Source organism: Turicibacter sanguinis, from assembly GCF_013046825.1.
Lineage (GTDB): Bacteria > Bacillota_I > Bacilli_A > MOL361 > Turicibacteraceae > Turicibacter > Turicibacter sanguinis.
Window position 1 is genome coordinate 810,401 of record NZ_CP053187.1, and the last position, 23,780, is coordinate 834,180.

The 23,780-nt window shown below is 34.4% G+C and carries 21 protein-coding genes; 6 read left to right on the plus strand and 15 right to left on the minus strand.

The window, feature by feature from the left end; genetic code table 11:
* Nucleotides 1–3,913: 3,913 nt before the first annotated feature.
* On the minus strand, nucleotides 3,914–5,074 hold the full coding sequence (locus HLK68_RS04015) for a SpoIIE family protein phosphatase (protein ID WP_009607164.1): 1,161 nt from the start codon (nucleotides 5,072–5,074) through the stop codon (nucleotides 3,914–3,916).
* 353 nt (nucleotides 5,075–5,427) lie between these two features.
* Entirely contained in the window at nucleotides 5,428–6,753 is a 1,326-nt protein-coding gene (locus HLK68_RS04020) for an MATE family efflux transporter (RefSeq protein WP_132942980.1), read from the minus strand.
* Between the two features lie 169 nt (nucleotides 6,754–6,922).
* Between HLK68_RS04020 and HLK68_RS04025 the strand changes: the two genes are divergently transcribed.
* Genes HLK68_RS04025 through HLK68_RS04035 form a run of 3 tightly spaced genes read left to right on the plus strand, consistent with a single transcriptional unit; the run spans nucleotide 6,923 to nucleotide 8,804 of the window.
* Entirely contained in the window at nucleotides 6,923–7,300 is a 378-nt protein-coding gene (locus HLK68_RS04025) for a GntR family transcriptional regulator (RefSeq protein WP_132942979.1), read from the plus strand.
* A 2-nt stretch (nucleotides 7,301–7,302) separates the two neighbouring features.
* A complete protein-coding gene (locus HLK68_RS04030; RefSeq protein ID WP_009607177.1) occupies nucleotides 7,303–8,160 on the plus strand; it encodes an ABC transporter ATP-binding protein in 858 nt (285 codons plus the stop codon).
* Nucleotides 8,160–8,804, plus strand: a complete 645-nt coding sequence (locus HLK68_RS04035) for an ABC-2 transporter permease (protein ID WP_006783210.1) — start codon at nucleotides 8,160–8,162, stop codon at nucleotides 8,802–8,804. Before HLK68_RS04030 ends, HLK68_RS04035 begins: the two co-directional genes overlap by 1 nt.
* 104 nt (nucleotides 8,805–8,908) lie before the next feature.
* Here the strand turns inward: HLK68_RS04035 and HLK68_RS04040 are convergent, their stop codons facing one another.
* From HLK68_RS04040 to HLK68_RS04080, 9 genes are all read right to left on the minus strand, one after another.
* Nucleotides 8,909–9,265, minus strand: a complete 357-nt coding sequence (locus tag HLK68_RS04040; RefSeq protein ID WP_006783209.1) for a S1 RNA-binding domain-containing protein — start codon at nucleotides 9,263–9,265, stop codon at nucleotides 8,909–8,911.
* Between the two features lie 36 nt (nucleotides 9,266–9,301).
* Nucleotides 9,302–9,652 (minus strand): FtsB family cell division protein, encoded by a 351-nt coding sequence (locus HLK68_RS04045; protein ID WP_132942978.1) that lies wholly within the window; start codon nucleotides 9,650–9,652, stop codon nucleotides 9,302–9,304.
* A complete protein-coding gene (yabQ, locus tag HLK68_RS04050) occupies nucleotides 9,606–10,136 on the minus strand; it encodes a spore cortex biosynthesis protein YabQ (protein WP_006783207.1) in 531 nt (176 codons plus the stop codon). Before yabQ ends, HLK68_RS04045 begins: the two co-directional genes overlap by 47 nt.
* Nucleotides 10,133–10,450, minus strand: coding sequence for a sporulation protein YabP (gene yabP, locus HLK68_RS04055; protein WP_006783206.1), 318 nt, complete (start codon nucleotides 10,448–10,450; stop codon nucleotides 10,133–10,135). Before yabP ends, yabQ begins: the two co-directional genes overlap by 4 nt.
* Before the next feature lie 191 nt (nucleotides 10,451–10,641).
* On the minus strand, nucleotides 10,642–11,376 hold the full coding sequence (locus tag HLK68_RS04060; protein WP_006783205.1) for an ABC transporter permease: 735 nt from the start codon (nucleotides 11,374–11,376) through the stop codon (nucleotides 10,642–10,644).
* Nucleotides 11,377–11,622: 246 nt separating this feature from the next.
* Complete coding sequence (locus HLK68_RS04065; RefSeq protein WP_055165308.1) at nucleotides 11,623–12,675, minus strand: ABC transporter substrate-binding protein; 1,053 nt, start codon at nucleotides 12,673–12,675, stop codon at nucleotides 11,623–11,625.
* Nucleotides 12,676–13,343: 668 nt separating this feature from the next.
* Entirely contained in the window at nucleotides 13,344–13,643 is a 300-nt protein-coding gene (locus tag HLK68_RS04070; protein ID WP_006783203.1) for an RNA-binding S4 domain-containing protein, read from the minus strand.
* Nucleotides 13,644–13,805: 162 nt separating this feature from the next.
* Complete coding sequence (locus HLK68_RS04075; protein ID WP_006783202.1) at nucleotides 13,806–14,459, minus strand: SAM-dependent methyltransferase; 654 nt, start codon at nucleotides 14,457–14,459, stop codon at nucleotides 13,806–13,808.
* 181 nt (nucleotides 14,460–14,640) lie between these two features.
* Nucleotides 14,641–16,173 carry an oligosaccharide flippase family protein gene (locus tag HLK68_RS04080; RefSeq protein WP_055165311.1) on the minus strand — a complete coding sequence of 511 codons (1,533 nt, stop codon included), beginning with the start codon at nucleotides 16,171–16,173 and terminating at the stop codon, nucleotides 14,641–14,643.
* 265 nt (nucleotides 16,174–16,438) lie between these two features.
* On the opposite strand from HLK68_RS04080, the gene HLK68_RS04085 reads away from it, so the two are divergent.
* The 3 genes from HLK68_RS04085 (at nucleotide 16,439) to HLK68_RS04095 (ending at nucleotide 18,566) form a co-directional block, all read left to right on the plus strand.
* On the plus strand, nucleotides 16,439–17,677 hold the full coding sequence (locus HLK68_RS04085; protein ID WP_132942977.1) for an NAD(P)/FAD-dependent oxidoreductase: 1,239 nt from the start codon (nucleotides 16,439–16,441) through the stop codon (nucleotides 17,675–17,677).
* 84 nt (nucleotides 17,678–17,761) lie between these two features.
* Nucleotides 17,762–17,917 (plus strand): hypothetical protein, encoded by a 156-nt coding sequence (locus HLK68_RS04090; RefSeq protein ID WP_006783199.1) that lies wholly within the window; start codon nucleotides 17,762–17,764, stop codon nucleotides 17,915–17,917.
* A gap of 55 nt (nucleotides 17,918–17,972) precedes the next feature.
* Entirely contained in the window at nucleotides 17,973–18,566 is a 594-nt protein-coding gene (locus HLK68_RS04095; RefSeq protein WP_006783198.1) for a GNAT family N-acetyltransferase, read from the plus strand.
* A 15-nt stretch (nucleotides 18,567–18,581) separates the two neighbouring features.
* On the opposite strand, the gene HLK68_RS04100 is transcribed toward HLK68_RS04095, so the two are convergent.
* The 4 genes from HLK68_RS04100 to HLK68_RS04115 all read right to left on the minus strand — a co-directional run bounded on the left by HLK68_RS04100 (nucleotide 18,582) and on the right by HLK68_RS04115 (nucleotide 23,672).
* Complete coding sequence (locus HLK68_RS04100; protein ID WP_009607172.1) at nucleotides 18,582–19,508, minus strand: dipeptidase; 927 nt, start codon at nucleotides 19,506–19,508, stop codon at nucleotides 18,582–18,584.
* A 155-nt stretch (nucleotides 19,509–19,663) separates the two neighbouring features.
* Entirely contained in the window at nucleotides 19,664–21,493 is a 1,830-nt protein-coding gene (locus HLK68_RS04105) for an ABC transporter ATP-binding protein (RefSeq protein ID WP_006783196.1), read from the minus strand.
* A gap of 2 nt (nucleotides 21,494–21,495) precedes the next feature.
* Nucleotides 21,496–23,220, minus strand: coding sequence for an ABC transporter ATP-binding protein (locus HLK68_RS04110; protein ID WP_132942976.1), 1,725 nt, complete (start codon nucleotides 23,218–23,220; stop codon nucleotides 21,496–21,498).
* Nucleotides 23,214–23,672: a MarR family winged helix-turn-helix transcriptional regulator gene (locus HLK68_RS04115; RefSeq protein WP_009607176.1), complete on the minus strand. Its 459-nt coding sequence runs from the start codon at nucleotides 23,670–23,672 to the stop codon at nucleotides 23,214–23,216. The genes HLK68_RS04110 and HLK68_RS04115 overlap by 7 nt, the downstream gene beginning before the upstream one ends.
* Between the last annotated feature and the right edge of the window lie 108 nt (nucleotides 23,673–23,780).

The window sequence follows — 23,780 nt, forward strand, 5'->3', positions numbered from 1 at the left end:
ACTCTAGTAGGACACTTCCATCATAAAATGGTTTTAAAATTGGATGAACACATAAAACTTTTTAAAAAAATATAAATCTTACTTAAAAACAAATAATTTTCAATGAGATTTCTATTATAACTACTTATATGGTGCCAGCCATAAAATAGTCAACCAATCTCCAATTTATAATAAATAATCAATTACTTTATTAAGGCTAGTAACCTGACCCTTGAACCTAGTACCCTACTAAAATTAATTTGTCGTTGTATAAGTTAATAACTTAACTAATATAATTCAAATAAATATTTAAAATTTATATCACTATTTTAGGAAAGTGACCATCCTTACATATTTTTGATTACACACACTTGTTGTCATTGTTTTAGGCCCATGACCTGCCTCGCACACTTTAATCTACACACACAATTTTAACTTTCTGGATTTTACACACACTCGTTGTCACTGTTTAGGTCAGCAACTTACCTCGCACACTTTTTTTCTACACACACACTTTTAACTTTCTGGATTTTACACACACTCGTTGTCATTGTTTTAGGCCCATGACCTGCCTCGCACACTTTAATTTACACACACAATTTTAACTTACTGGATTTTACACACACTTGTTGTCATTGTTTTAGGCCCATGACCTGCCTCGCACACTTTAATCTACACACACAATTTTAACTTTCTGGATTTTACACACACTCGTTGTCACTGTTTAGGTCAGCAACTTACCTCGCACACTTTTTTTCTACACACACACTTTTAACTTTCTGGATTTTACATACACTCGTTGTCACTGTTTTAGGTCAGCAACACTTTAACTTTCTTTTTTTATACACACACTGTTTTTAACTTTCTGGATTTTAATCTACACACAATTTTAACTTACTGGATTTTTTATATACTCGTTATCACTGTTTAGGTCAGCAACTTACCTCGCACATTTTAATCTACACACACTTTTAACTTACTGGATTTTTTATATACTCGTTATCACTGTTTTTTCACTGCACATTTTACTTTTAACTTACTGGATTTTACACACACTTGTTGTCACTGTTTAGGCCAGCAACTTACCTCGCACACTTTGATCTACACACACAATTTTAACTTACTGGATTTTTTACACACTCGTTGTCATTGTTTTAGGCCCATGACCTGCCTCGCACACTTTAATTTACACACACAATTTTAACTTACTGGATTTTACACACACTCGTTGTCATTGTTTTAGGCCCATGACCTGCCTCGCACACTTTAATTTACACACACAATTTTAACTTACTGGATTTTACACACACTCGTTGTCATTGTTTTAGGCCCATGACCTGCCTCGCACACTTTAATTTACACACACAATTTTAACTTACTGGATTTTTTATACACTCGTTGTCACTGTTTAGGTCAGCAACTTACCTCGCACACTTTAATTTACACACACAATTTTAACTTACTGGATTTTTTATACACTCGTTGTCACTGTTTAGGTCAGCAACTTACCTCGCACACTTTAACTTTCTGATTTTACACACACTCGTTGTCACTGTTTTAACTTACTGGACTTTTTTTACTTTAACGTTGATTTTCACGTTGTCATTGTTTTAGGTCAATGACTTACCTTGCACACTTTGATCTACACACACAATTTTAACTTACTGGATTTTACACACACTTGTTGTCACTGTTTTAGGTCAGCAACTTACCTCGCACACTTTTTTCTACACACACACTTTTAACTTACTGGATTTTTTATACACTCGTTGTCATTGTTTTAGGCCCATGACCTGCCTCGCACACTTTAATTTACACACACACTTTAACTTACTGGATTTTGCACACACTCGTTGTCACTGTTTAGGTCAACAACTTACCTCGCACACTTTTTTCTACACACACACTTTAACTTTCTGGATTTTTTACACACTCGTTGTCATTGTTTTAGGTCAATGACTTACCTCACACACTTTGATCTACACACAATTTTAACTTACTGGATTTTACACACACTTGTTGTCACTGTTTAGGCCAGCAACTTGCCTCGCACACTTGAATCTACACACACACTTTTAACTTACTGGATTTTACACACACTCGTTGTCATTGTTTTAGGCCCATGACCTGCCTCGCACACTTTAATTTACACACACACTTTAACTTACTGGATTTTACACACACTCGTTGTCACTGTTTAGGTCAGCAACTTACCTCGCACACTTTTAACTTACTGGATTTTTTACACACTCGTTGTCACTGCTTTAGGCCAGCAACTTGCCTCGCACACTTTCATCTACACACACTTTTAATTTACTTGGTTTTACGCACACTCGTTGTCACTGTTTAGGTCAGCAACTTACCTCGCACACTTTGTTTACACACACACTTTTAACTTACTGGATTTTTTACACACTTGTTGTCACTATTTTAGGTCAGCAACTTACCTCGCACACTTTAATCTACACACAATTTTAACTTACTGGATTTTTTACACACTCGTTGTCACTGCTTTAGGCCAGCAACTTGCCTCGCACACTTTCATCTACACACACTTTTAATTTACTTGGTTTTACGCACACTCGTTGTCACTGTTTAGGTCAGCAACTTACCTCGCACACTTTGTTTACACACACACTTTTAACTTACTGGATTTTTTACACACTTGTTGTCACTATTTTAGGTCAGCAACTTACCTCGCACACTTTAATCTACACACAATTTTAATTTACTAGATTTTACACACACTCGTTGTCATTGTTTTAGGCCCATGACCTGCCTCGCACACTTTAATCTACACACAATTTTACTGGATTTTTTATACACTCATTGTCACTGTTTAGGTTAGCAACTTACCTCACACACTTTGTTTACACACACACTTTTAACTTACTGGATTTTTTACACACTCGTTGTCATTGTTTTAGGTCAATGACTTACCTCACACACTTTTTTTCTACACACGCACTTTAACTTACTGGATTTTACACACACTTATTGTCACTGCTTTAGGCCAGTAACCTGCCCCGCACACGTTGATCTACACACACACTTTTAACTTACTGGATTTTTTACACACTCGTTGTCATTGTTTTAGGTCAATGACTTGCCTCGCACACTTTAATCTACACACACACTTTTAACTTACTGGATTTTTTATACACTCGTTGTCACTGTTTAGGTCAGCAACTTACCTCGCACACTTTAATCTACACACACTTTTTTCTGGATTTTACACACACACTTGTTGTCACTGTTTAGGTCAGCAACTTACCTCACACACTTTGATCTACACACACACTTTTTTCTGGATTTTTCACACACTCGTTGTCACTGTTTTAGGCCCATGACCTGCCTCGCACACTTTGATTTACACACACACTTTTTTCTGGATTTTTTACACACTTATTGTCACTGCTTTAGGCCAGCAACTTACCTTGCACACTTTGTTTACACACACACACTTTTAACTTACTGGATTTTTTACACACTCGTTGTCACTGTTTAGGTCAGCAACTTACCTCGCACACTTTGATCTACACACACACTTTTAACTTACTGGATTTTTTACACACTCGTTGTCATTGTTTTAGGTCAATGACTTACCTCACACACTTTGTTTACACACACACTTTTTTCTGGATTTTACACACACTTATTGTCACTGCTTTAGGCCAGCAACTTGCCTCGCACACTTTGATTTACACACACACTTTTTTCTGGATTTTTTACACACCTATTGTCATTTTTTAAGGCTAATGACTTGCCTCACACAAATTTAAATACCTCATTGCCATTGGATACATGTATTAACACTCAACATTTCACTGAAAACAGATAAAATTAATTAGTTTAGATGATAGACGAGCTTCTTTTATGTTGCCAGCCATAAAGAAATCTCATCTATCTTCCTGTTATCTATCTTGCTAAAGTTTTATGATGCATATTGCGCTTGAACTATCGATTGTCTACGATATTGAACGACTAATACCATCATATCGTCTTTTATTTTTCCTTTATTTTTATTAACGGTTAGTTGTAACAAACTCTTAGCCAATACTTTTGGCGTTTTGTCAACTTGATATAAAATTGTCTGTTTTAATTGTTCGATATTTCCATACTGTTCAATGATTCCATCACTGCACATGATTAAAATATCATTATCTTCTAAATTTAACGTTACATGGTCGACTACTTGATCTACCATAACTCCAACGGGTAGTTGAGCTAAATTGATTAGTTCTATTTGATGATCACGCACTAAGAATGTTGGGGTTGCGCCGTTTTTATAAAACATGGCTCTTTGTCTTTCTCGGTCAATCATACAAATATCTAACGAAAAGAATCGTTCCTCTGTATTGGAATGTTGTCGTAATTGTTGTAAGGTTTGGATGGCTGTTTTAACAGGGATATTAAAACTTAACAAACATTTTAAAATTTTAAGAGCTTCTGAGCTCTCTTTATGGGCAGCTTCTCCATTTCCCATTCCATCACTTATTGCAATAAAGGTTTGACCATTACTGAAATTCTCATACATATAGCTATCACCTGAAATTTTATTTCCATCTTTTCCAACATAGGAGACAGCGTGATCAATTTTAAATAAGTTCGATGAATAAACTTTAATTTTTGTTTGTTTACCTTTTGTTTTCTCAACAATTAACCGAAGTGGCTCATTCATTATACTCTCTAGTATCGTTTGAATGGACAACAGCGTCAACTCTTTCGGGGGTGAATTAATAACTAAATCCATCTTGATGAGTCTAGGATATAAACTCTTAATCTTAATATCTGCACACCGCACATGAAGCTTATCAAGCTCCTCCTTAATACGATTAAGTTGAAGTTCAAAATCATGACGATCATACATGATTGATTGCATCATTTGATCAATCACCATACGGATACAATCCATGATGACATCAACTTTAATCAACTGACCATGACCAATGAATTCATACATCGATTTAATTAACTGTTGAAAGTTAACCAATTGATTGAATAGCTGGCTAATTGTATAAATATTCAACTTCTCTTTAGCCTCGCGTTTTGGTCTTGGCGAAAATGTCTTTTTCATTTTCGATACAAGTTCCATAACATCTCTCCTCCTACAGAATAACCAATTGTCCCCCCGGGCTCAATTCGTAAGCCTATATTACCACCCTGCAAGTTGATATTTTGTCACTTTGTTGGAGTGTTTTAGTCTTTTGAAAGACAGAATTAGCACCTCTTCGTCAGAGAGTTTAAAAATTATTCAGCCTTTTGACTTTGTTTTACAGCACTCGGCAGTAATTGATGTTAAAACCTTTGTAACGTTAAGTAGAAAGTAGAATAAAAAATCTCAAACTTGCATATAATAAATGCTCATTTTTAAATTTTGATATTAAATGTTAAATTTTGTCCAAATAAAAAGGTCCCTCTATCTACGATAAAGTGACCTTTCTAATATTAATAAATAACAGCTTTTCCTCGCCATCCACCACGTTTGAAACGAACTAGGAAAATAATTGCACGGACACATTCATCAAGAGCCATCGCTATCCAGATACCAGGAAGTCCCCATCCTAATACAATACCGAATACGTATGATAAAAGCGTCGCAATACCCCACATCGATAAAATCCCGACATAGACCGGATACTGCGTATCTCCCGCTGCTTGCATTGAACGAACCAAAACTAAATTCACAGCTCGTCCTAATTCTAAAAATATTTCGATGAACGTGATAGTCTTTAATAAACTTAAAATTTCTTGATTACTCGTAAAAATCCCAAAAATCACATCACTAAACATATAAACCGTAATTGATACCCCGAGTGTAACTGCCATTGCCGGCCATAATGTCTTAAGCCCACGTTGATATGCCGCGTCCTCTTCCTTTGCTCCGACTAAATGCCCGACAATAATCTGATTCGCTTGTGCAACAGCCGATGAATATAAAAATGAAAACCACGCAATCATATTTGCATAAACACGCGCCGTAATAACGATTGTTCCTAACATATTCACACACGTTAAAATAATCATTTGTGAAACATTATACGCCACACTTTCTCCACCAGCAGGCAACCCAATTCGAATTAACTGTTTAAACGTCTCACGGGGAAATGGCCTTAAATATTTAATATGTAAATCCCCCGAAACACTTTTAACAAATACACGATACACTAAAATAACTCCAATAAAGCGACTAAATACACTCGAAACTGCAATTCCGGCTATTCCCATTGAAGGAAGTAACAGAGCATTTCCAACAATATTTAATACATTCACAATAATTGAAACATACATTCCCTGCTTCATTAAACCATTACTTCTAAAAATTGCAGAGAAACTCATAAATAAAGCTTGTAAGAAAATCAGTCCTCCAACAATATTTAAATACACTTTAGCATCAGCCATTAATTCAGTTGGCATCTTTAAAGCATTAAACATCGCGTCACTGCCTAAAAATAATCCTGCACTAATAATCAAACTAAAAATTAAATTCGTAAAAATTCCAACCGTATAAATTTCAGATACCTTTTCTTTATTCCTTGACCCTAAATATTGTGTAACCATAATCGTAATAGCCATTGTTACAATACTAAACGTAATCGTCACAAAATTCATAATCGTATTAACATTTCCAATTGCTGCAACAGATTTCTCAGAATACTGGCTCATCATAAACTGATCCACATTTCCAACCAACATCTGTAACACTAACTCGATAAATATAGGCCATGTTAATTTAAACAATGAACTTCTTTTATCAATCTCTAACGTATTCATCTTCTTCTCCTCATTATTTATTGAATTTTTTTCTCCTTAAATGCAACAAATCTGGATTATAACACCCACTATTACCAATGTAAACAAATTTTTAAATCCTATTGACTTTTTATTGTAGCAATAATATATTGTATATATACTGTATATACAATATAACAAAGGTGATGCAATGGAAATCATTATAAGCAACTCAAGTAAGAAACCAATTTATGAACAAATAACATCTCAGATTAAAAATCTAATCATGAACGGGGCTTTACAAGAAGGCGATGCCCTTCCCTCAATGAGAGCCTTAGCTAAAACTCTACACATCAGTGTCATTACAACAAAAAGAGCCTATGAAGATTTAGAACGCGATGGCTTCATTGAAACGGTTGTAGGAAAAGGGAGTTTTGTTGCGACTCACAACTCCCATCTACTTAAAGAAGAACAACAAAGACAAATCGAAGATTATTTAACAAAGGCTGTCTCACTTTCAAAAAGCTGTGGTATCTCTTACGAAGAATTAACTGAAATCTTAAATGTTCTATACCATGAGGAGGTATAAAAATGGAACACGCCATTAACGTGAAAGGATTAACTAAAAACTATCCCAATTTTTCAATCAATAATATTAATTTAGTTGTACCTAAAGGTTACATCGTTGGTTTAATTGGAGAAAATGGAGCTGGGAAAAGTACCACCATTAAATCAATCTTAAATCTTATTAATAAAGATAGTGGTTCAATCGAAGTATTTGGACTAGATCATTCAAAATATGAACTAGAAATTAAGCAACGAATCGGAATCGTCTTTGATGAAAGTCATTTTCCTGATCAATTAAAAGCTAAAGATATTAATACAATGATGAAAAATATTTATCAAAATTGGGACACTCCCCTATTTAATCAGTATTTGAAGCAATTTAAACTTCCTGAAAATCAGATCATTAAAGAATTCTCTCGTGGAATGAAGATGAAATTATCTCTCGCCACCGCACTAGCTCATCATCCCAAACTATTAATTTTAGATGAACCGACAAGCGGCCTTGATCCGATTGTACGTAATGAAATTTTAGATATCTTCTTAGATTTCATTCAAGATGAAGAACATTCAATCTTAATTTCAAGCCACATCACCTCTGATCTTGAAAAAATAGCAGACTATATTACGTTTATCCATGAAGGAAATATCATTTTTTCCGAATCAAAAGATGCATTATTAAATGACTATGTCATTATTAAATGTCGTGAGCAAGAACTAACACAAATTGATCCAATAGATATTATCCACAGCAAAAAAACTGGGCAAATTTATGAAATACTCGTTAAAGATAAACAAAAAATGGAGATTAAATACCGAAATCTAATTATGGATCAGCCAAGTATCGAAGATTTAATGCTTATTTATATCGGGGGAATGAAATAATGAAAGGACTTATCTTAAAAGACTTATTAAATTTGCGTAAAAATTTAAAAACAATCATTATCATGTGTCTATTCTACACACTCTTATTTTCAACTTTAAATCCAACATTTCTTTCTGGCATGATTACCATTTTATTTGCAATGCAAATCCTTACAACATTCTCATACGATGATTACTCTAAATGGAATATGTACGCTCTATCGTTACCTATTACCAAAAAGCAACTTGTTTTAAGTAAATATATTTTAGGAATTTCTTTTATTATTTTTGGGGGAGTTTTCTCATTTATTTTAACTTCTCTACTTAGCCTCTTTAAAGGGAGCTTTATACTTGGGGATCTGGTCGCCTCAATAATTGGAAGCACAGGAATTATGATTCTCATGATTCTTATCCTACTTCCTCTTATTTTTAAATATGGAGTAGAACGTAGCCGCATCATGCTATTAGCTATCTTTGCGATTCCAACCGTTTTAATCCTTATTATTAGTAAAGTCTTAGCTTTAACAGGCATTCCTTTCCCATCAGAAGAACAATTGAATGCTCTATTACCAGTCATCTGTATAATAGCCACCCTTATTCTGATTGCTGGAAGCTACGTATCATATATGACATCAGTTAAAATTGTCACTAAAAAAGAATACTAATTAAAAGGAGATGGATATCCATCTCCTTTTAATTAGGCATAAAAAAACTCCCCTTCGATTTGAAGTGGAGTTTAAATATATATTTTAAACTAAGATCGTCTTAATTAGTTAGAGCGACGACGTTGAGTTTTTAAATTCTTTTTAAGACTAGTTTGTTTCTCATCGCTATCTTTTAAGAAATTAGTGATTGCCTTGTCTAAGTCTAAAGCTGGACGTGCAGGTCTTTCTGGACGTGCAGGTTTCATTGAAAGGTTAATTTTCCCTTCTGGTGTTACCTCTTTAACGCGTACAGTTACTTCTTGACCAACGCTAACAACATCTTCAACTTTTTCTACGAATTTTTCAGATAATTCACTGATGTGAACAAGTCCTGATTTACCATTTTCTAATTCCACAAATGCACCGAACTTCTTAACACTCGTGATTTTACCGTTTAACTTTTGACCAGCTGTGATTGACATAAAAATCGACAGTCCTCCTCATAATATTTATATTAATTAATTTTCGTTTGATTCCTGTGAATCTTCTGGAAGCTTAAAGATTATTTCACCTTCCTCGGATTTAAAATACTTCTCGCGGGCAAGTTGAGCAATATAGTCTTCATTCTCAAGTTTGCTTATTTCATCGCGATAATATTCCTCTTTTTCAGATAACTCTGAATATTGTTCTTCATACTCAGCAAGTAGTGCTTTAGCTTCGGAAAGTTTAGTAAGACGCTCTGTATACATAAAATAACCAGTAGTGACCATAATTCCAACCAAAACAGTCAGTGTTAAAAAGCGTTTGAAAAATTTTTTTCTTCTAATTTTTCGATTCTGTTTCGTTATTAGTGTTAGTTTTCTTGCCACGTCGTCTCACCTTCTTTTTCTTCGTAAACCAAATTCCTAACTTAGCAAAAGGAGTGTAAAATATAAGCTTTAAAATTCTAAGAAACACAATTATTATATCAGAAACAAGCTTGTAAATAAACATAATGGGTGAAATAACTAGGATAATAACCAATTTTTTAATGAACTTTGCTACAATAAACAGGCTTTCTCCCAACATTTCGAGGTCATGATGCAGATTTTGTCTCATAAACTTATAATATAGAATAACACCCAAAGCTAAGAAAAGTAATATGTACAGGTGAAAAATACCTTCATTAACATTATAAATATATATGAATGTGAGGGGGATTTGGATAGTCCAATATAGAATAATCCATGCTATTTGGACGATTTTGTTAAACAATTGATTCTTAACAATCGTCACACAATCAAACGTTATTCCAATAAAAATTCCGTACAAAATAGCATGAATCATTAAGGCGAATTGTGTATTTAGACTCATCTAAATAATTTGCTAAAGATTCCTTTTGAGTCTTCCCCCACTGTTTGAAAATCATCGTATTCATATCCAGTGATATACCCAATAATCGATAGCTCTCCTTTTTCAAGATCAAGATTTTTCAATTCTAAATCCATTCCCCTAACAGTTAAAATCCCCATTGTTGTATCAATAGTAAACAACTCACTATCAAAACTTAATAACTTGGTTATACCTGTCACATCCATCAATTTACGTTCTTTCATCATAACCTGGTGGTGACCAAGTAAAGTGCTTGGCTTCTGTTTCATGTACGATTCTTTCTCATAAATGTTCATAGTCTCTTTTCCCTCCATTATCTGTTATCAATAAAAGTTATGTAATATTAACAACAAATATAACTAAAGGAAAAGAAGTCATTGTTTCTACCTTTTATTTTATGCTTAATCTCACTCGTTGTTCTAACAAAATGACAGATTTCTTTGAAATTAAAATCACTTTTTATCAATTAAAATAGTTTTTTGTTAATTTACTCTAACTTTCTTAATAAAAACTTCATTATCATACTAATTAAAAAATCAAATATCATCACAATCAAAATTAAAATAATCGTCCATCCAAAAACTCCAGCCATATTTAAATACGTCTTCTCATAATTAAGTGCCTGTCCAATTCCAATCCGACTTTGAGCCATAACTTCTGCCATTACCATCACCTTAAAAGCAAGACCGAGCGTTGCCTGTACACCACTACTTAAAGCATAAATTAAATTAGGATAATAAAGCGCAAAAAACTTTTCAAATATTGTGCATCCAAATAATAGACACACATCTTTCAAATCACTATCTACCTTTTTAATTGATCCGACTACCAACTCATAAATAATAGGAAAAATAACTAATCCCACAATAATCGTCGGTCCTAAATCACGACCAAACCAAATTAAGAGAATTAAAATTAATGAAACCGTCGGAATCGTCCGGAGCAATATCATCGCCGGATTTAACAACGCCGCAACTACTTTATAATAACCCGCTAAGATGCCAACAACTAAAGATAAAACTAAAATACACACAAAAGTTACAAGCGTCCTAACAACTGTGACTGAAATAATTTCAATAAATGTTGTGCCTCTTATAATCGTAAAAATCTCCATTAAAATAGATTCACCAGATGGGAGAATTAATGGTTTTCCAACCGAAAATGAAAAATATTCATAAACGACTAAAACAATAAACATCGAAATAACAGTATATATTTTCATGTACTCCCCCCCAGTGCATCTAATAATAAAAAAAGCACTCGAATAATGCTCTCAAACTGAATTCACAAAAATCACCAATAACTGATGAACGTTAAGTTAAACAACAGATTGAAATGCATATTCAAGTGCTAAGTGACAATAACTTGGTAGGTGGTCTTTCCCCTACAAAACAAGTCGGCTACCAAACCGAATTTCAAGTTATCACCGTTTATAATATGTTCAAATCTACCTCATTTATTCCAAAAATTATTTATCATTTTCTAAATAATAAAAATCATCATCCGGTAATGCTCCACCTATCGTTTTCGAATCAAACTCATAAAGTTTTTCTAAATATAAATTAATCTCATCCTGCGCCTCTTTAGCCGTTTTAAAAATTAAATGTGAATTAGGAACAGAGGCGGCAATAATAGCTTCAGGCGTTTCAAGCCCTGTTGCATTAGCCTCAATCGCCATTTCATTCGGAGACTCATTTGCAAAATTAACGCTTGCCGCTACCTGTGCTAATAGTGACTCCACAACTCCTGGATTATTTTCAATTAAATCACTGTGAACAAAAAGGCTCGCCTGTGGATAAGACGTCACATCATAAAGAGTTCTCCACTCTTCTTGAAAATCAGCTACCAAATTAGCATTCTCAACCTTCGTCTTCAAAACCGATAAAGAAGGTTCCGCAATAACCGCTATCTCAATTTCCCCCGCAGCAAACATCGACTGAACATCAGTCACACTATTCAAATACTCAATCTCAACTGAATCTAACAATCCTTTTTCCTTAAGAACCGTTTGTAAGACAATATCAGGAGTACTTCCCTGACCAAACGCCGTAATGGTTTTACCAGACAACTCCTCGATTGTCATAGGTTCACTACTGATTAAATACAAATTCCCCCAAACAATCGTTGCTGCTAATTGATAAGGAACCCCCTTCTGATACAACGTTGCTCCTAAATTAGTCGGCGCTACAATCACATTAGCTGTCTCAGAAGTAAAAGCCGCTAATAACGGATCACTACCTTGAACATACGGCTCTACAATACATTTAACTCCTTCATCAAGTTCTGGTAACTCACTTGCTAAATGAGCCATCGCCATAGCAGTCGAACCACTTGGTACTAATATATTAATTGAAACCTCTTCTATATCATCCGCTACCTCTTCAACTGGATGTTCCTCTTTTTCTACTTCCTCTAAAACTTCTGGTTCTTCATTTACTATTTCATTAGTCTTTGGATTTGAACTACATCCCGTTACCATTACTAATAAACACATCATCACCATCATTAAAAACTTCTTCATAACATATGCCTCCCTTTTGACTAAATTATAAAGGCAATATTCCAAATTACATATTAAAAAATATCATAACCGTCCGATGATATCCGACATCTTCAAAAAAATCCGTAACATAATAAAAAAAATCGTAAAATAATAGCGAATCCTAACTCAATTCAAATGCAAAAATCCGATGAAAAAAAACTTAATCAACCATAATTCTTAATCCTTAGAAAATACCTGTCGAGATTTCAAAAAAATAGGCTACCTCCAAATTAGGAGATAGCCTATTTTAATTAACTAGCTTCACGTTTTATAAGTTAAAAGGGGTTTTCAGCCTTTTAGACGGTCTAATCGAATTTTTGAGATTATAAGACCATTTATCCTAATTAAACCCCTTCTACCTATTTTGTATGGAGTAGAAGAGGTTAATTAGGGTTACTCGCAATCCAGCTTCAAACACCAATCCTCCTATAAAGTCTTCAAATGCCTATTGACTCATAAAGCGAGTCAATAGCATTCGATACGACTTTTACGTAGGATTAATCGGTGTTTTCAGCTTTTTACTCAATCTAGCTCCAAGAGACAACTCCTCCATAAAGTTGTATTCACTCTTGTGCTCAACACATAGCACTTCGGTGAATGTCAACTTTTGTTCGCAGTTAACCGTCTCTCTCAGCCTTTTACTCTTATCATTCAAATATTTCGATTCCTGTTACTTCATCTAATGATGGACGTTCAATGCGTTCTTCAGAGATGATTTCATACATGTAAGCTGCATCTTGCTTCTTAGTTGAATCCTTAATATCAGTTACACGTACTTTTAAAATCTTGTTTCCATAATAAAGTGTTAATTCATCACCAAGTTTAACATCTGTACTTGATTTGGCCACTTTTCCATTAATTTCAATACGCCCTTTATCCGCTACTTCCTTAGCTAGCGTACGGCGTTTCACTAAGCGTGAAACTTTTAAATACTTATCTAAACGCATATCTATTCTCCTTTCGTTACTTTATCTTTTGTGTCACCTTTAAAATTTATTACTACCTAGTTAACGATTATCCTACATAATTTTTGGCTTTTACTGTGATTTAAGCCCGCATCTCAGCTTTTTATTCAATCCAGCTTCGACAACCAAATGCTCTATAAAGTCTTAGCCTTTTAGAGGTGGTACATAGATTGTTGTTAGGTTGTCGAGTTTGAAGTTGTGATCGAGTTCGTATAATTTTACCCATTTTAGTTCTGCGATGTTGCTTCCTGCTGCACGAACAATGCATACTTCATATTCATCGTCGTAAACTTCCATTAAATCTATTTTTAAGTTTGAAGCTGTAATTTGATCAAATACTTGTGGAACAATTAGGTGTTGTTTAGGAGCTATTGCTTCATAGTCAAAATCTAAGGCGTCCATCACTTGTAACCCTTCAATCGGATCGATTGCTAATGCCGCAAACATTGGATCTAGGAAGCTTTGCCCACCTAAAACAACAGCTTCAGCTTCAGCTAATAATCGTTTTACTGCATATTCAGCCACACATGGATGACCAGGAGTTGCATAAATAATGTCACCTTTTTTAGCTTCCTCTTTTACTATTTCAATAATCTCTTCATAAACAGCTTCAAATGTATCATGCTTAATATAAATATCATCAAATGCGCGATACTCAATTCCATTTTCCTCTAAAAAATTAATCATTGGATGTTCTTTCGTTCTTAAAAATAAAGGTAATCCAGACTTTAATTTTGCCACAACGCCTAGCGTTAATTGAGACTCATCTCCTGCTCCAAGTCCTACAATGTAAATCATTCATGCTGCCCCTTTCTATTATAAACAGAAATATTTTTTAATTTTTTTATTCAATCTCAGTCCTTAGACCCTATATCCTATAGTCCAATTAAAAGTTTTTCAACTGTAAAAATTTTATCTAGACCTATATATAATTGTTGAAATAATCATTCATCATTAGAGTAAGCTATTTCATCTATCTTTATACTTTTGCTATACTCTTTACATTTTTCGCTTTCTTTTTACGTCGTTTCGCACCTTTTCCCGCTACCTTAGTCGTCATCAAGAAAATTCCCATTATCAATCCATAAACAGTTACACCAGCCATCACTTGGATCGCTAATGAAATCACATTATACATTCGCACATCATCCATTCCCGATAAAATCGTCGGAATCTGTGGTCCTAAATAATCCAGCGTCATCCAAAGTCCAAGCGTTGAAAACAAAACCTTAATCAACGTTAAAATAGATTGGCGATAAATCATCTTCTTAAATTGGAATAAATTAATGACTGCCATAATTCCAAGTGCCGCTACAGAAGAAATAGCAGCTCCGCTAATCCCCATCTCCATCGTTAATGGGGCGGTCAATCCAATCTTAACTAGGATACCCGCTAATACTGACATCACTAACCTCGAATACTGCCCCTCCTGTTGCATTACAGCCGTACTTAAGAAAATAAACGGATAGAACAAAATTTGAATCGTTAAAATCTTTAGCGCCTCTACTCCACTATTATCTTTAAACAAAGCAATATTCAATTCATCTACCACACTAAATAATCCCACACAGGCAGGAATCGATAATAACAGAACTAAGAATAACGCAAAATTAAATACCTTCTTACGTTTTTTTATATCTGTCAGACCGGCCATCTGAGGAATCGTTGAAGAGACAATCGCACTCGTAAAGACTGTTGCTGTTTGAACAATTGGTAATCCACGATCAAAACTTCCCTTTAATTTCATTGCTTCAAGAGCTGGAACTCCACTATCCACAAGTGAGTTAAATACAAAGAAGCTATCTATCAATTGAAAAATAATTAAAATTCCGGCACTTAAAAACAAAAACACACTTTTCTTAAAGAAATGCGGACGATGAGTTAACTTTAAAAACTGTTGCGGTTGATCCTTTGGCTTCTTCAAACATAAATAAGCAATCGCCATTAAAGGTCCGGCTAATCCACCTAAATAAGCAAAATAAGCTAATCGATACACGCTCTGTTCTTGTAACATAAACAAGGCGAACACAATGGCCATTACACGAATTAATTGCTCAATCGTTGTCGAGTATCCAACTTCATGAATGGTCTCTGCCCTTGTTTGAGAAACACCTCGTAAATATGATAAAGTCGGAACTAATAAAAAGGCCAATCCTACCACTTTAATTAAAAGACTCAGTTGTAAGTCTCCCATTAAATATGCAATTACATTACTTCCTAAATATAAACATCCAAACGATACTAATCCAAAAAACCATAACGAATTTCTGATGTATCGCTTAATATCCTCACTGTATCCATACGTTAACAACAACTCTGAAATAATCGTCGGTAAAACAATCCCATTCAACGTTGTATAAATACCAATCAAGGGGTAAACCTGTTGGAACACATATAAACCTTCATCTCCAGCTAGATTCTGATAAGGCACCTTATAAAGCAAACTCAAAAGCTTCACAAAAAAGGCCGTTCCAGTCAGAATCACAGTCCCCTTCATCCAACCCGACTTCATAGCATCACTCCTAAAACTCCCAATCTACTTTCTCAACTTAATATTATATCACCAAAAAATTAAATTAACCTATAAACGTCGTATCAATTATAAAAAAAGCCTATTTTTTCTTCAAATCCACTTCAAAAGCTTCCAAAATGAGCAATTTTATCAAGTATTTTTTTCCATCTTCCCAATTCTTGCTTATACTATTTGTAATTTGTGCAAATATTTTATATACTTTTAACTCAAACTAATTTTAGTTTTTTTTTTTGAGGTGATTTTTATGAGAATTATAGGTGATAGTCCAATCTGGACACGAAAAAACGAAGAAACAGTCCCTTATCCTAGATTAACACATGATTTAAAAACGGATGTTGTCATCGTTGGCGGTGGGATAACAGGTGCACTAACGGCACATTATCTAATGAAACAAAACATCAGTTGCGCTTTAATTGAAAAAAATACAATCGCAATGAATGCGACAAGCGCAGAACCAGCTCTTTTACAATACGAAATCGATAACGATTTAACAGGACTTTCTTCATTAATTGGTGAAACACAGGCACAACAGGCCTTTTTATTTGGATACCAAGCTGTAATGGAAATCAGTCAAATCGTTAAAGAAATTAACAGTGCATGTGACTTCTCATTCAAACCATGCTTCTATTATACTGAAAATCCGACTAAATTAGATTACATGGAAAAAGAATGTAAATCTCGTCAAGCAATCGGAATTCATTGCGAACTTTTCACTCCTGAAAATAATAAAGAGGATTTTAGCTTTAATTTTGAAGCTGGAATCTTCTCACATTATGGTGGTGCTATCATGGACCCTGTAAAATTCACACGTGATCTCATCGACTATAATGTAAAAAAAGGTCTTCAAGTCTTTGAACAAACAACAGTCGTTGACTACAATTTATCATCACGTGAAGTCATCCTAACAACAGAAAATGATTTTACCATTACAGCAAACAAAGTAGCAATTTGTACAGGTTACGATGCCTTAACGTGGTTTAAAAAAGAAGATCCATTCTATACACTTAGTCGTACATTCTCAATCGTATCAAAACCGGTATCAGCACTAAATGGATGGAGAGAAGAATGTCTAATTCGAAATGATGAAAAACCATACACATATCTTCGTCCAACAATGGATAACTGTATTATTATCGGTGGAGAAGATCTTGAAATCAAAAACCAAAAAGATGAAATCGCCACAATGGGGGATCGTGATCCTGAAGCATTACAACAATATCACCAACTACTACGCCGAGCTCGTCGTATGTTCCCACAAATTGAAAATATCAAAACAGATTCTTGGTGTCACGGAATCTTTATTGACACAAAAGACGGACTTCCATTCATCGGTAAACACCCTGATTACCCTGGAGCCTACTTTAACTTAGGATTTGGATCAAATGGAATCCTTTATTCATTAATTGGGGCTAAATTAATCTCACAAGACTATACAGGTAAAAATCCAAAAGAATTTGAACTATTTAAATTTAACCGTTACTAAAAAAAGAGCCACAGGCTCTTTTTTTCATACTCTTAACCTTTGGGTCATACATTTTGTATAACACATAGAAAAGGAGACTAACACATGAAACGAAAAGAAAAAATTCCAGTTAAAACTCATTACTTTATTTTAGGAATACTCGTAGGAACACTCATTATTCCTAAAATCACAAAAAGTTCTTTTGGATGCAATAATGGAAACAATTATTTCATCACAATCAAAAAAGACAATCATCAATAACACTCATTTCATGCTATCATAGAATTAAGTAAAAATCGAAGGAGCATAGTTTAACATGAAACTCGAAACAGAACATCTCATTTTATACCCACTAACGGACACACTCATCGGGCAAATACTAAATAATGAAATAACAGAATTTTCAACAGCGAAGTGGCTAACAGAAGATAATCGCACACTCTTAACGTGGATGAAAGATGAACTCTACCTTTTCATGCCACCAAAAATCGGATTTACATCTTGGATTTTTATTGAAAAAGAAACAAACCAAGTCATTGGTGATGGTGGATACAAGGGAAATCCAAATCAAGAGGGTGAAATCGAAATTGGATATGAAATAATCGAAGCTAAACGCCGCAAAGGATACGCAACAGAAGCTATTAATGCCCTAATTGATTGGGCTATGACTCATCGAGAAGTCAAATCCATTATTGCAAAATGTCACTATGAAAACATCCCATCCCAAAATCTCGTCCAAAAGCTACAATTCACCTTTGTAGGCGAAGAAGATGAAATGAACATCTATCAACTTTACTTTGATGAACATCCACTCTTTAAAGCTTTTAAATGCGTGATTATCGGTGTAGCCTGCTTAGGTGCTATCATCCCACTTTCAAAAAAACTAATTAAAAAGGCTAGTCGTAAATAAACGACTAGCCTTTCCTTATTGTTTCAAAATACGATTAATGACTTTCTTAGCATTTACATGCGTAATATCGTCAATCTCCATACTACTATAACCTCGACTCATCAACTCATCAATAATAAGTTGTGCCTCTTTTGCACTACCACAGTCTGATAAGTTGGCATTCACGCCATCTTCTGATAAATAGTTCATAAAGTCAAAACCTAACGCAATATACTTACTGCCAACTAACTTCTTAATATAATCAATATGATCAACCATTGCTTTAATTGTATACTCATCTGAATGCACAAAATCAGGCACAGCTGTAACCCCAATCACACCACCGGTTTCTGCAATCCCTCTAATTTGGCCATCCGTTAAATTACGTCGATGCCCTCTTAAAGCATAGCAATTCGAATGGGAAGCAATAACAGGCTCAGTTGTGACATCTAAAATATCAGTCATCGTTTTAATACTGGCATGAGAAACATCGACAACCATCCCAAGCTCATTCATTAACTTTACTGCCTGACATCCTAAATCTGTTAAACCAGTATCACTATCCGCAAAAGCTCCACAACCAAAATGATTAACTTCATTCCAAGTTAACATGGCATGTCTAAATCCTAAATCATATATCTTTTTTAAATGATTTAAGTCCTGAATAGGTGCTAAACTTTCAAGCCCAAGAATTACATTTACCTTATGATCAGCCCAATCATCCTGTGATTTAACAATCTGAACATCTGGTGATTGTTCAACTTCCTCTAGTATATATCCAATTGCTTTATCAAAATCATCGCATAATAAATGCTCAACATCTGTAAAATACGTCCAAATTCCCCCTGTTATGTTACCTTCTAACTGTTCTGGAATATGGTAATCTTCAACAATACCTCTTTTACCTTTTAATCGTTTTGCAACTATGTTATATAAAATATCGGTATGCGTATCAAAAATCAATGGGTCCCCCTCCTTAAAGATAAGGTCATAAGATATGCTACTCATTTCCTATTATATCGCAATTTTTCCTAAAAAGAGCATATATCATTCCTATTTTTCCGACAAAATAACTCTAAAAAAGGTAAGTAATCAACTTAGATTACTTACCTTTTTGATTATTCTTCTTCGTTGCTAAACTGACTATTATAAAGGTCAGCATAGAAACCATTTGCAGCCATTAATGTATCATGATTTCCTTGTTCAATAACATCGCCATCTTTCATAACTAAGATGATATCTGCTTCACGAATAGTGGATAAACGATGAGCAATCACAAAGCTTGTGCGACCCTTCATTAAAGTTTTCATCGCATTTTGAATTTGTAACTCAGTACGAGTATCAACGCTACTTGTAGCCTCATCTAAAATCATAATCTCAGGATCTGATAATAAAGCACGAGCAATAGTTAATAACTGTTTCTGACCTTGAGAAATATTTGATACTTCCTCATTTAAGATTGTGTCATAACCATCTGGTAAAACACGAATAAAGTGATCAGCATGTGCCGCTTTAGCTGCCGCAATAACTTCTTCATCTGTTGCATTTTCTTTTCCATAAGCAATATTATCACGAATGGTTCCATTAAATAGCCAAGTATCTTGAAGTACCATTCCAAATAACTTACGTAAATCACTACGTTTCATATCGTTAATATCGACACCATCAATTAAGATTTGTCCATCGTTCACTTCATAAAAACGTAATAATAAATTAACTAATGTCGTTTTTCCTGCACCAGTTGGACCTACAATAGCCACCATTTGACCAGGTTCAGCTTTAATATTCATATCTTGAATTAAGATTTTATCTTCACGGTAACCAAATTTAACATGATTAAATTCAACAGCACCACGAGGATTGTCAAGTTTTACTGGTTGAGCTGTTTCAGCCGTTAACTCTTCTTCATCTAATAATTCAAATACACGCTCTGCAGATGCTACAGTTGACTGAATAATATTTGAAATCTGTGCAACTTGTGCCATTGGTTGAGTAAACTGACGGCTATATTGAATGAAAGCTTGAATATCTCCAATAGAGATACGTCCTTTTGTAACTAAAACTCCACCAACTACAGCCACTAATACATATCCTAAGTTTCCGATAAAACTAATGATTGGCATAATTAATCCAGATAAAAATTGAGCTTTCCATCCCACTTCGTATAAACGATCATTAACTTCATCAAACTCTGCAATAGCTTTTTTCTCATGGCCAAATGCTTTAACAACATTATGACCTGTATACATTTCTTCGATGTGACCATTTAATTCACCTAATGTACGTTGTTGACCGATGAAATATTTTTGAGATTTTTTTACAACTTGCATCATTAAAATTCCCGATAGAGGTACGACAATAATCGAAATCAATGTTAATAACGGGCTAATTGATAACATCATGATTAATACCCCAATAATCGTTGTTACTGAAGTAATAACTTGAGTAATTGATTGTTGCAATGTCGCACTAATGTTGTCCACATCATTTGTAAAACGACTTAATAATTCTCCATGTGTATGTGAATCAAAGAATTTTAACGGTAGTTTAGCTAACTTTTGATCGATCTCTTCACGTAAGTCATAGACAACTTTTTGTGAAATACCAGCCATAATAAACTGTTGTAAATAACTAAAGGCCGCACTTAAAACATATAATCCAATTAAAATTAAGATAATTTTCCAAATATAACTGAAATCAATCGGAGTTGGATTTTTAACTCCAGTCATTAACTCCTGAATTGGGCGAAATAATTCATTTGTAATCTTCGCCATTACTTTAGGTGAAACAATAGAGAAAATGACACTTGTAATGGCTGCTAATATTACAACAATTAAACCTACACGATAAGGTTTTAAATACTTACTTAAACGTGATAACGTTCCTTTAAAATCTTTTGCTTTTTCAGTTGCTCCACCATGTGGGCCACGTCCCATAGGTCCCGCCATAATTATTCCTCCTCTCCTTGTTTAAGTTGTGATTCAACAATCTGTTGGTAAATTTCATTTGTTGCTAAAAGTTCTTCGTGTATTCCGCATCCTGCAATGCGTCCTTCATCCATAACTAAGATACGATCGGCATCCATAACAGTACTTACACGTTGAGCAACAATAATCACTGTCGCCTCTTTTGTCTCTGCCTTTAATGCTGCACGTAACTGTGCATCTGTTTTAAAGTCTAATGCTGAAAAACTATCATCGAATAAATAAATTTCTGGCTTACGAACAATAGCGCGAGCAATTGATAAACGTTGTTTTTGCCCACCAGAAACATTTGTCCCACCTTGAGCAATCGGTGATTCTAATCCGTCTGGCATTTTAGAAACGAAGTCTGTTGCTTGGGCAATATCTAAAGCATGCTTAATTTCTTCATCAGTCGCATCTTCTTTACCATATCGAATATTATCTCGAATCGTTCCTGTAAATAAAATAGCCTTTTGTGGAACATAACCGATTTTTGAACGTAATAAAGCTTGATTCATCTCTCGAACATTGACTCCGTCTACTAAAACTTCTCCTTCAGCCGCATCATAGAAGCGAGGAATCATATTCAATAAAGTTGACTTACCTGATCCCGTTCCACCAATAATCGCCGTTATTTCACCTGGATTAGCTTTAAATGAAATGTTAGAAATCGCATGTTCTTCTGCTCCTTCATATCCAAACGCAACATTTTTAAACTCTACAACACCCTTTAATGAAGGTTGTGCTCCATTAGCTGGATTTTGAATTGGAGATTCCATCTCTAATACTTCGTTAATACGTACAGCCGATGCTTGAGCACGTGGGATTAACACAAACATCATCGTCAACATTAACATTGAAAATAGAACTTGAGTCAAATATTGAATAAACGCCATTAAATCACCGACTTGGAAACTTCCTTCGTTAATACGAATTCCACCAAACCAAAGAACAGCAACAATTGATATATTTAAAATTAACATCATTAATGGCATTAAAGATCCCATTAAACGATTAGCTGTCGTTGCAACACGTGATAAATCTGAACTTGCTTGATTAAATCTTTTTTGTTCAAAATCAACTTTATTGAATACGCGTACTACACGGATCCCTGTTAAATTTTCACGAACAACAAGATTTAACTTATCAATACGTTTTTGCATTTTTTCAAACATTGGCATTGTAAACTTGGCAATAACACCAATAACAACAACGATAATTGGAATAACCACTAAAATAATCGTTGATAACCCAACATCCTTACGAAGCGCCATAATCAATGCTCCAACAATCATTAACGGAGCACTTAACATCATACGCATCATCATAATGGTAACCTGTTGAACTTGATTGATATCATTTGTTGTTCTTGTAATTAACGATGCCGTTCCGACAGTATTGACCTCAGTCAGTGAAAAAGATTCAACTTTTTCAAATACTTTCTTTCTTAAATCACGACTAAATCCTATCCCAATTCGCGAAGAAAGATAACTACTACAAATAATACAGACTGTTCCTAAAAGAGCAACAGCAAGCATTACTCCTCCGCGTCCTAAAATGTACGAAACATCCCCTTGAACAATCCCAGTATCGACAATGTCAGACATTAAATCTGGCAATGCAAGGTCAGTCATAGTTGAAATAAATACTAAAATTAATACTCCAACAACCATTAACCAATAAGGCTTTAAACCTTTAAATAATTTTAACATCCTTTATACCTCCCTTGACATGAAATATCACCCAAATTGTCTATTAACTTTTGGAAAATATTTTTAGCTTGCTTTAACTCTTCATCAGTAAAATTACCAAACCCTTTTTGATTCATCTCATCAAAAATTTTCTCAACCACATCTGATTGTTGTTTTCCATGCTCAGTTAAATAAACATGTGTTACCCTTTGATCTTCTTGGCTACGACGTCGCTCAATCATCTGATCTCGCTCCATACGTTTTAGCATCGCACTAATAGTAGCAGGCGTTACATTCAATTTAGTTGCTAACTCTACTTGTGTCATTCCATCATGTTTACTTAAAACATGAATAATTCCTGGCTGTGAACGACAAAAACCCTGTTCTTCCATTCGCTTATGTACAGTCACCATTTGAAGACGAATAACATGAGATAACAGTTTTGCTAAATCTCTTACTTCATTACTATCCATCATGTCACCTCGCTTTAATCTAATTCTATATTACTTCTACCTATTTGATTAGTCAACTAACTATTAGTTAACTAATCATTTTATACAATTCTGCCACATAAAATATCG

What these genes read in the sequence shown, in the direction of transcription:
- HLK68_RS04015 (WP_009607164.1), bottom strand. Translation starts at nt 5,074, where the DNA reads ATGGAACTTGTATCGAAAATGAAAAAGACATTTTCGCCAAGACCAAAA.
- HLK68_RS04020 (WP_132942980.1), bottom strand. Translation starts at nt 6,753, where the DNA reads ATGAATACGTTAGAGATTGATAAAAGAAGTTCATTGTTTAAATTAACA.
- HLK68_RS04025 (WP_132942979.1), top strand. Translation starts at nt 6,923, where the DNA reads ATGGAAATCATTATAAGCAACTCAAGTAAGAAACCAATTTATGAACAA.
- HLK68_RS04030 (WP_009607177.1), top strand. Translation starts at nt 7,303, where the DNA reads ATGGAACACGCCATTAACGTGAAAGGATTAACTAAAAACTATCCCAAT.
- HLK68_RS04035 (WP_006783210.1), top strand. Translation starts at nt 8,160, where the DNA reads ATGAAAGGACTTATCTTAAAAGACTTATTAAATTTGCGTAAAAATTTA.
- HLK68_RS04040 (WP_006783209.1), bottom strand. Translation starts at nt 9,265, where the DNA reads ATGTCAATCACAGCTGGTCAAAAGTTAAACGGTAAAATCACGAGTGTT.
- yabQ (WP_006783207.1), bottom strand. Translation starts at nt 10,136, where the DNA reads ATGAGTCTAAATACACAATTCGCCTTAATGATTCATGCTATTTTGTAC.
- yabP (WP_006783206.1), bottom strand. Translation starts at nt 10,450, where the DNA reads ATGAACATTTATGAGAAAGAATCGTACATGAAACAGAAGCCAAGCACT.
- HLK68_RS04060 (WP_006783205.1), bottom strand. Translation starts at nt 11,376, where the DNA reads ATGAAAATATATACTGTTATTTCGATGTTTATTGTTTTAGTCGTTTAT.
- HLK68_RS04065 (WP_055165308.1), bottom strand. Translation starts at nt 12,675, where the DNA reads ATGAAGAAGTTTTTAATGATGGTGATGATGTGTTTATTAGTAATGGTA.
- HLK68_RS04070 (WP_006783203.1), bottom strand. Translation starts at nt 13,643, where the DNA reads ATGCGTTTAGATAAGTATTTAAAAGTTTCACGCTTAGTGAAACGCCGT.
- HLK68_RS04075 (WP_006783202.1), bottom strand. Translation starts at nt 14,459, where the DNA reads ATGATTTACATTGTAGGACTTGGAGCAGGAGATGAGTCTCAATTAACG.
- HLK68_RS04080 (WP_055165311.1), bottom strand. Translation starts at nt 16,173, where the DNA reads ATGAAGTCGGGTTGGATGAAGGGGACTGTGATTCTGACTGGAACGGCC.
- HLK68_RS04085 (WP_132942977.1), top strand. Translation starts at nt 16,439, where the DNA reads ATGAGAATTATAGGTGATAGTCCAATCTGGACACGAAAAAACGAAGAA.
- HLK68_RS04090 (WP_006783199.1), top strand. Translation starts at nt 17,762, where the DNA reads ATGAAACGAAAAGAAAAAATTCCAGTTAAAACTCATTACTTTATTTTA.
- HLK68_RS04095 (WP_006783198.1), top strand. Translation starts at nt 17,973, where the DNA reads ATGAAACTCGAAACAGAACATCTCATTTTATACCCACTAACGGACACA.
- HLK68_RS04105 (WP_006783196.1), bottom strand. Translation starts at nt 21,493, where the DNA reads ATGGCGGGACCTATGGGACGTGGCCCACATGGTGGAGCAACTGAAAAA.
- HLK68_RS04110 (WP_132942976.1), bottom strand. Translation starts at nt 23,220, where the DNA reads ATGTTAAAATTATTTAAAGGTTTAAAGCCTTATTGGTTAATGGTTGTT.
- HLK68_RS04115 (WP_009607176.1), bottom strand. Translation starts at nt 23,672, where the DNA reads ATGGATAGTAATGAAGTAAGAGATTTAGCAAAACTGTTATCTCATGTT.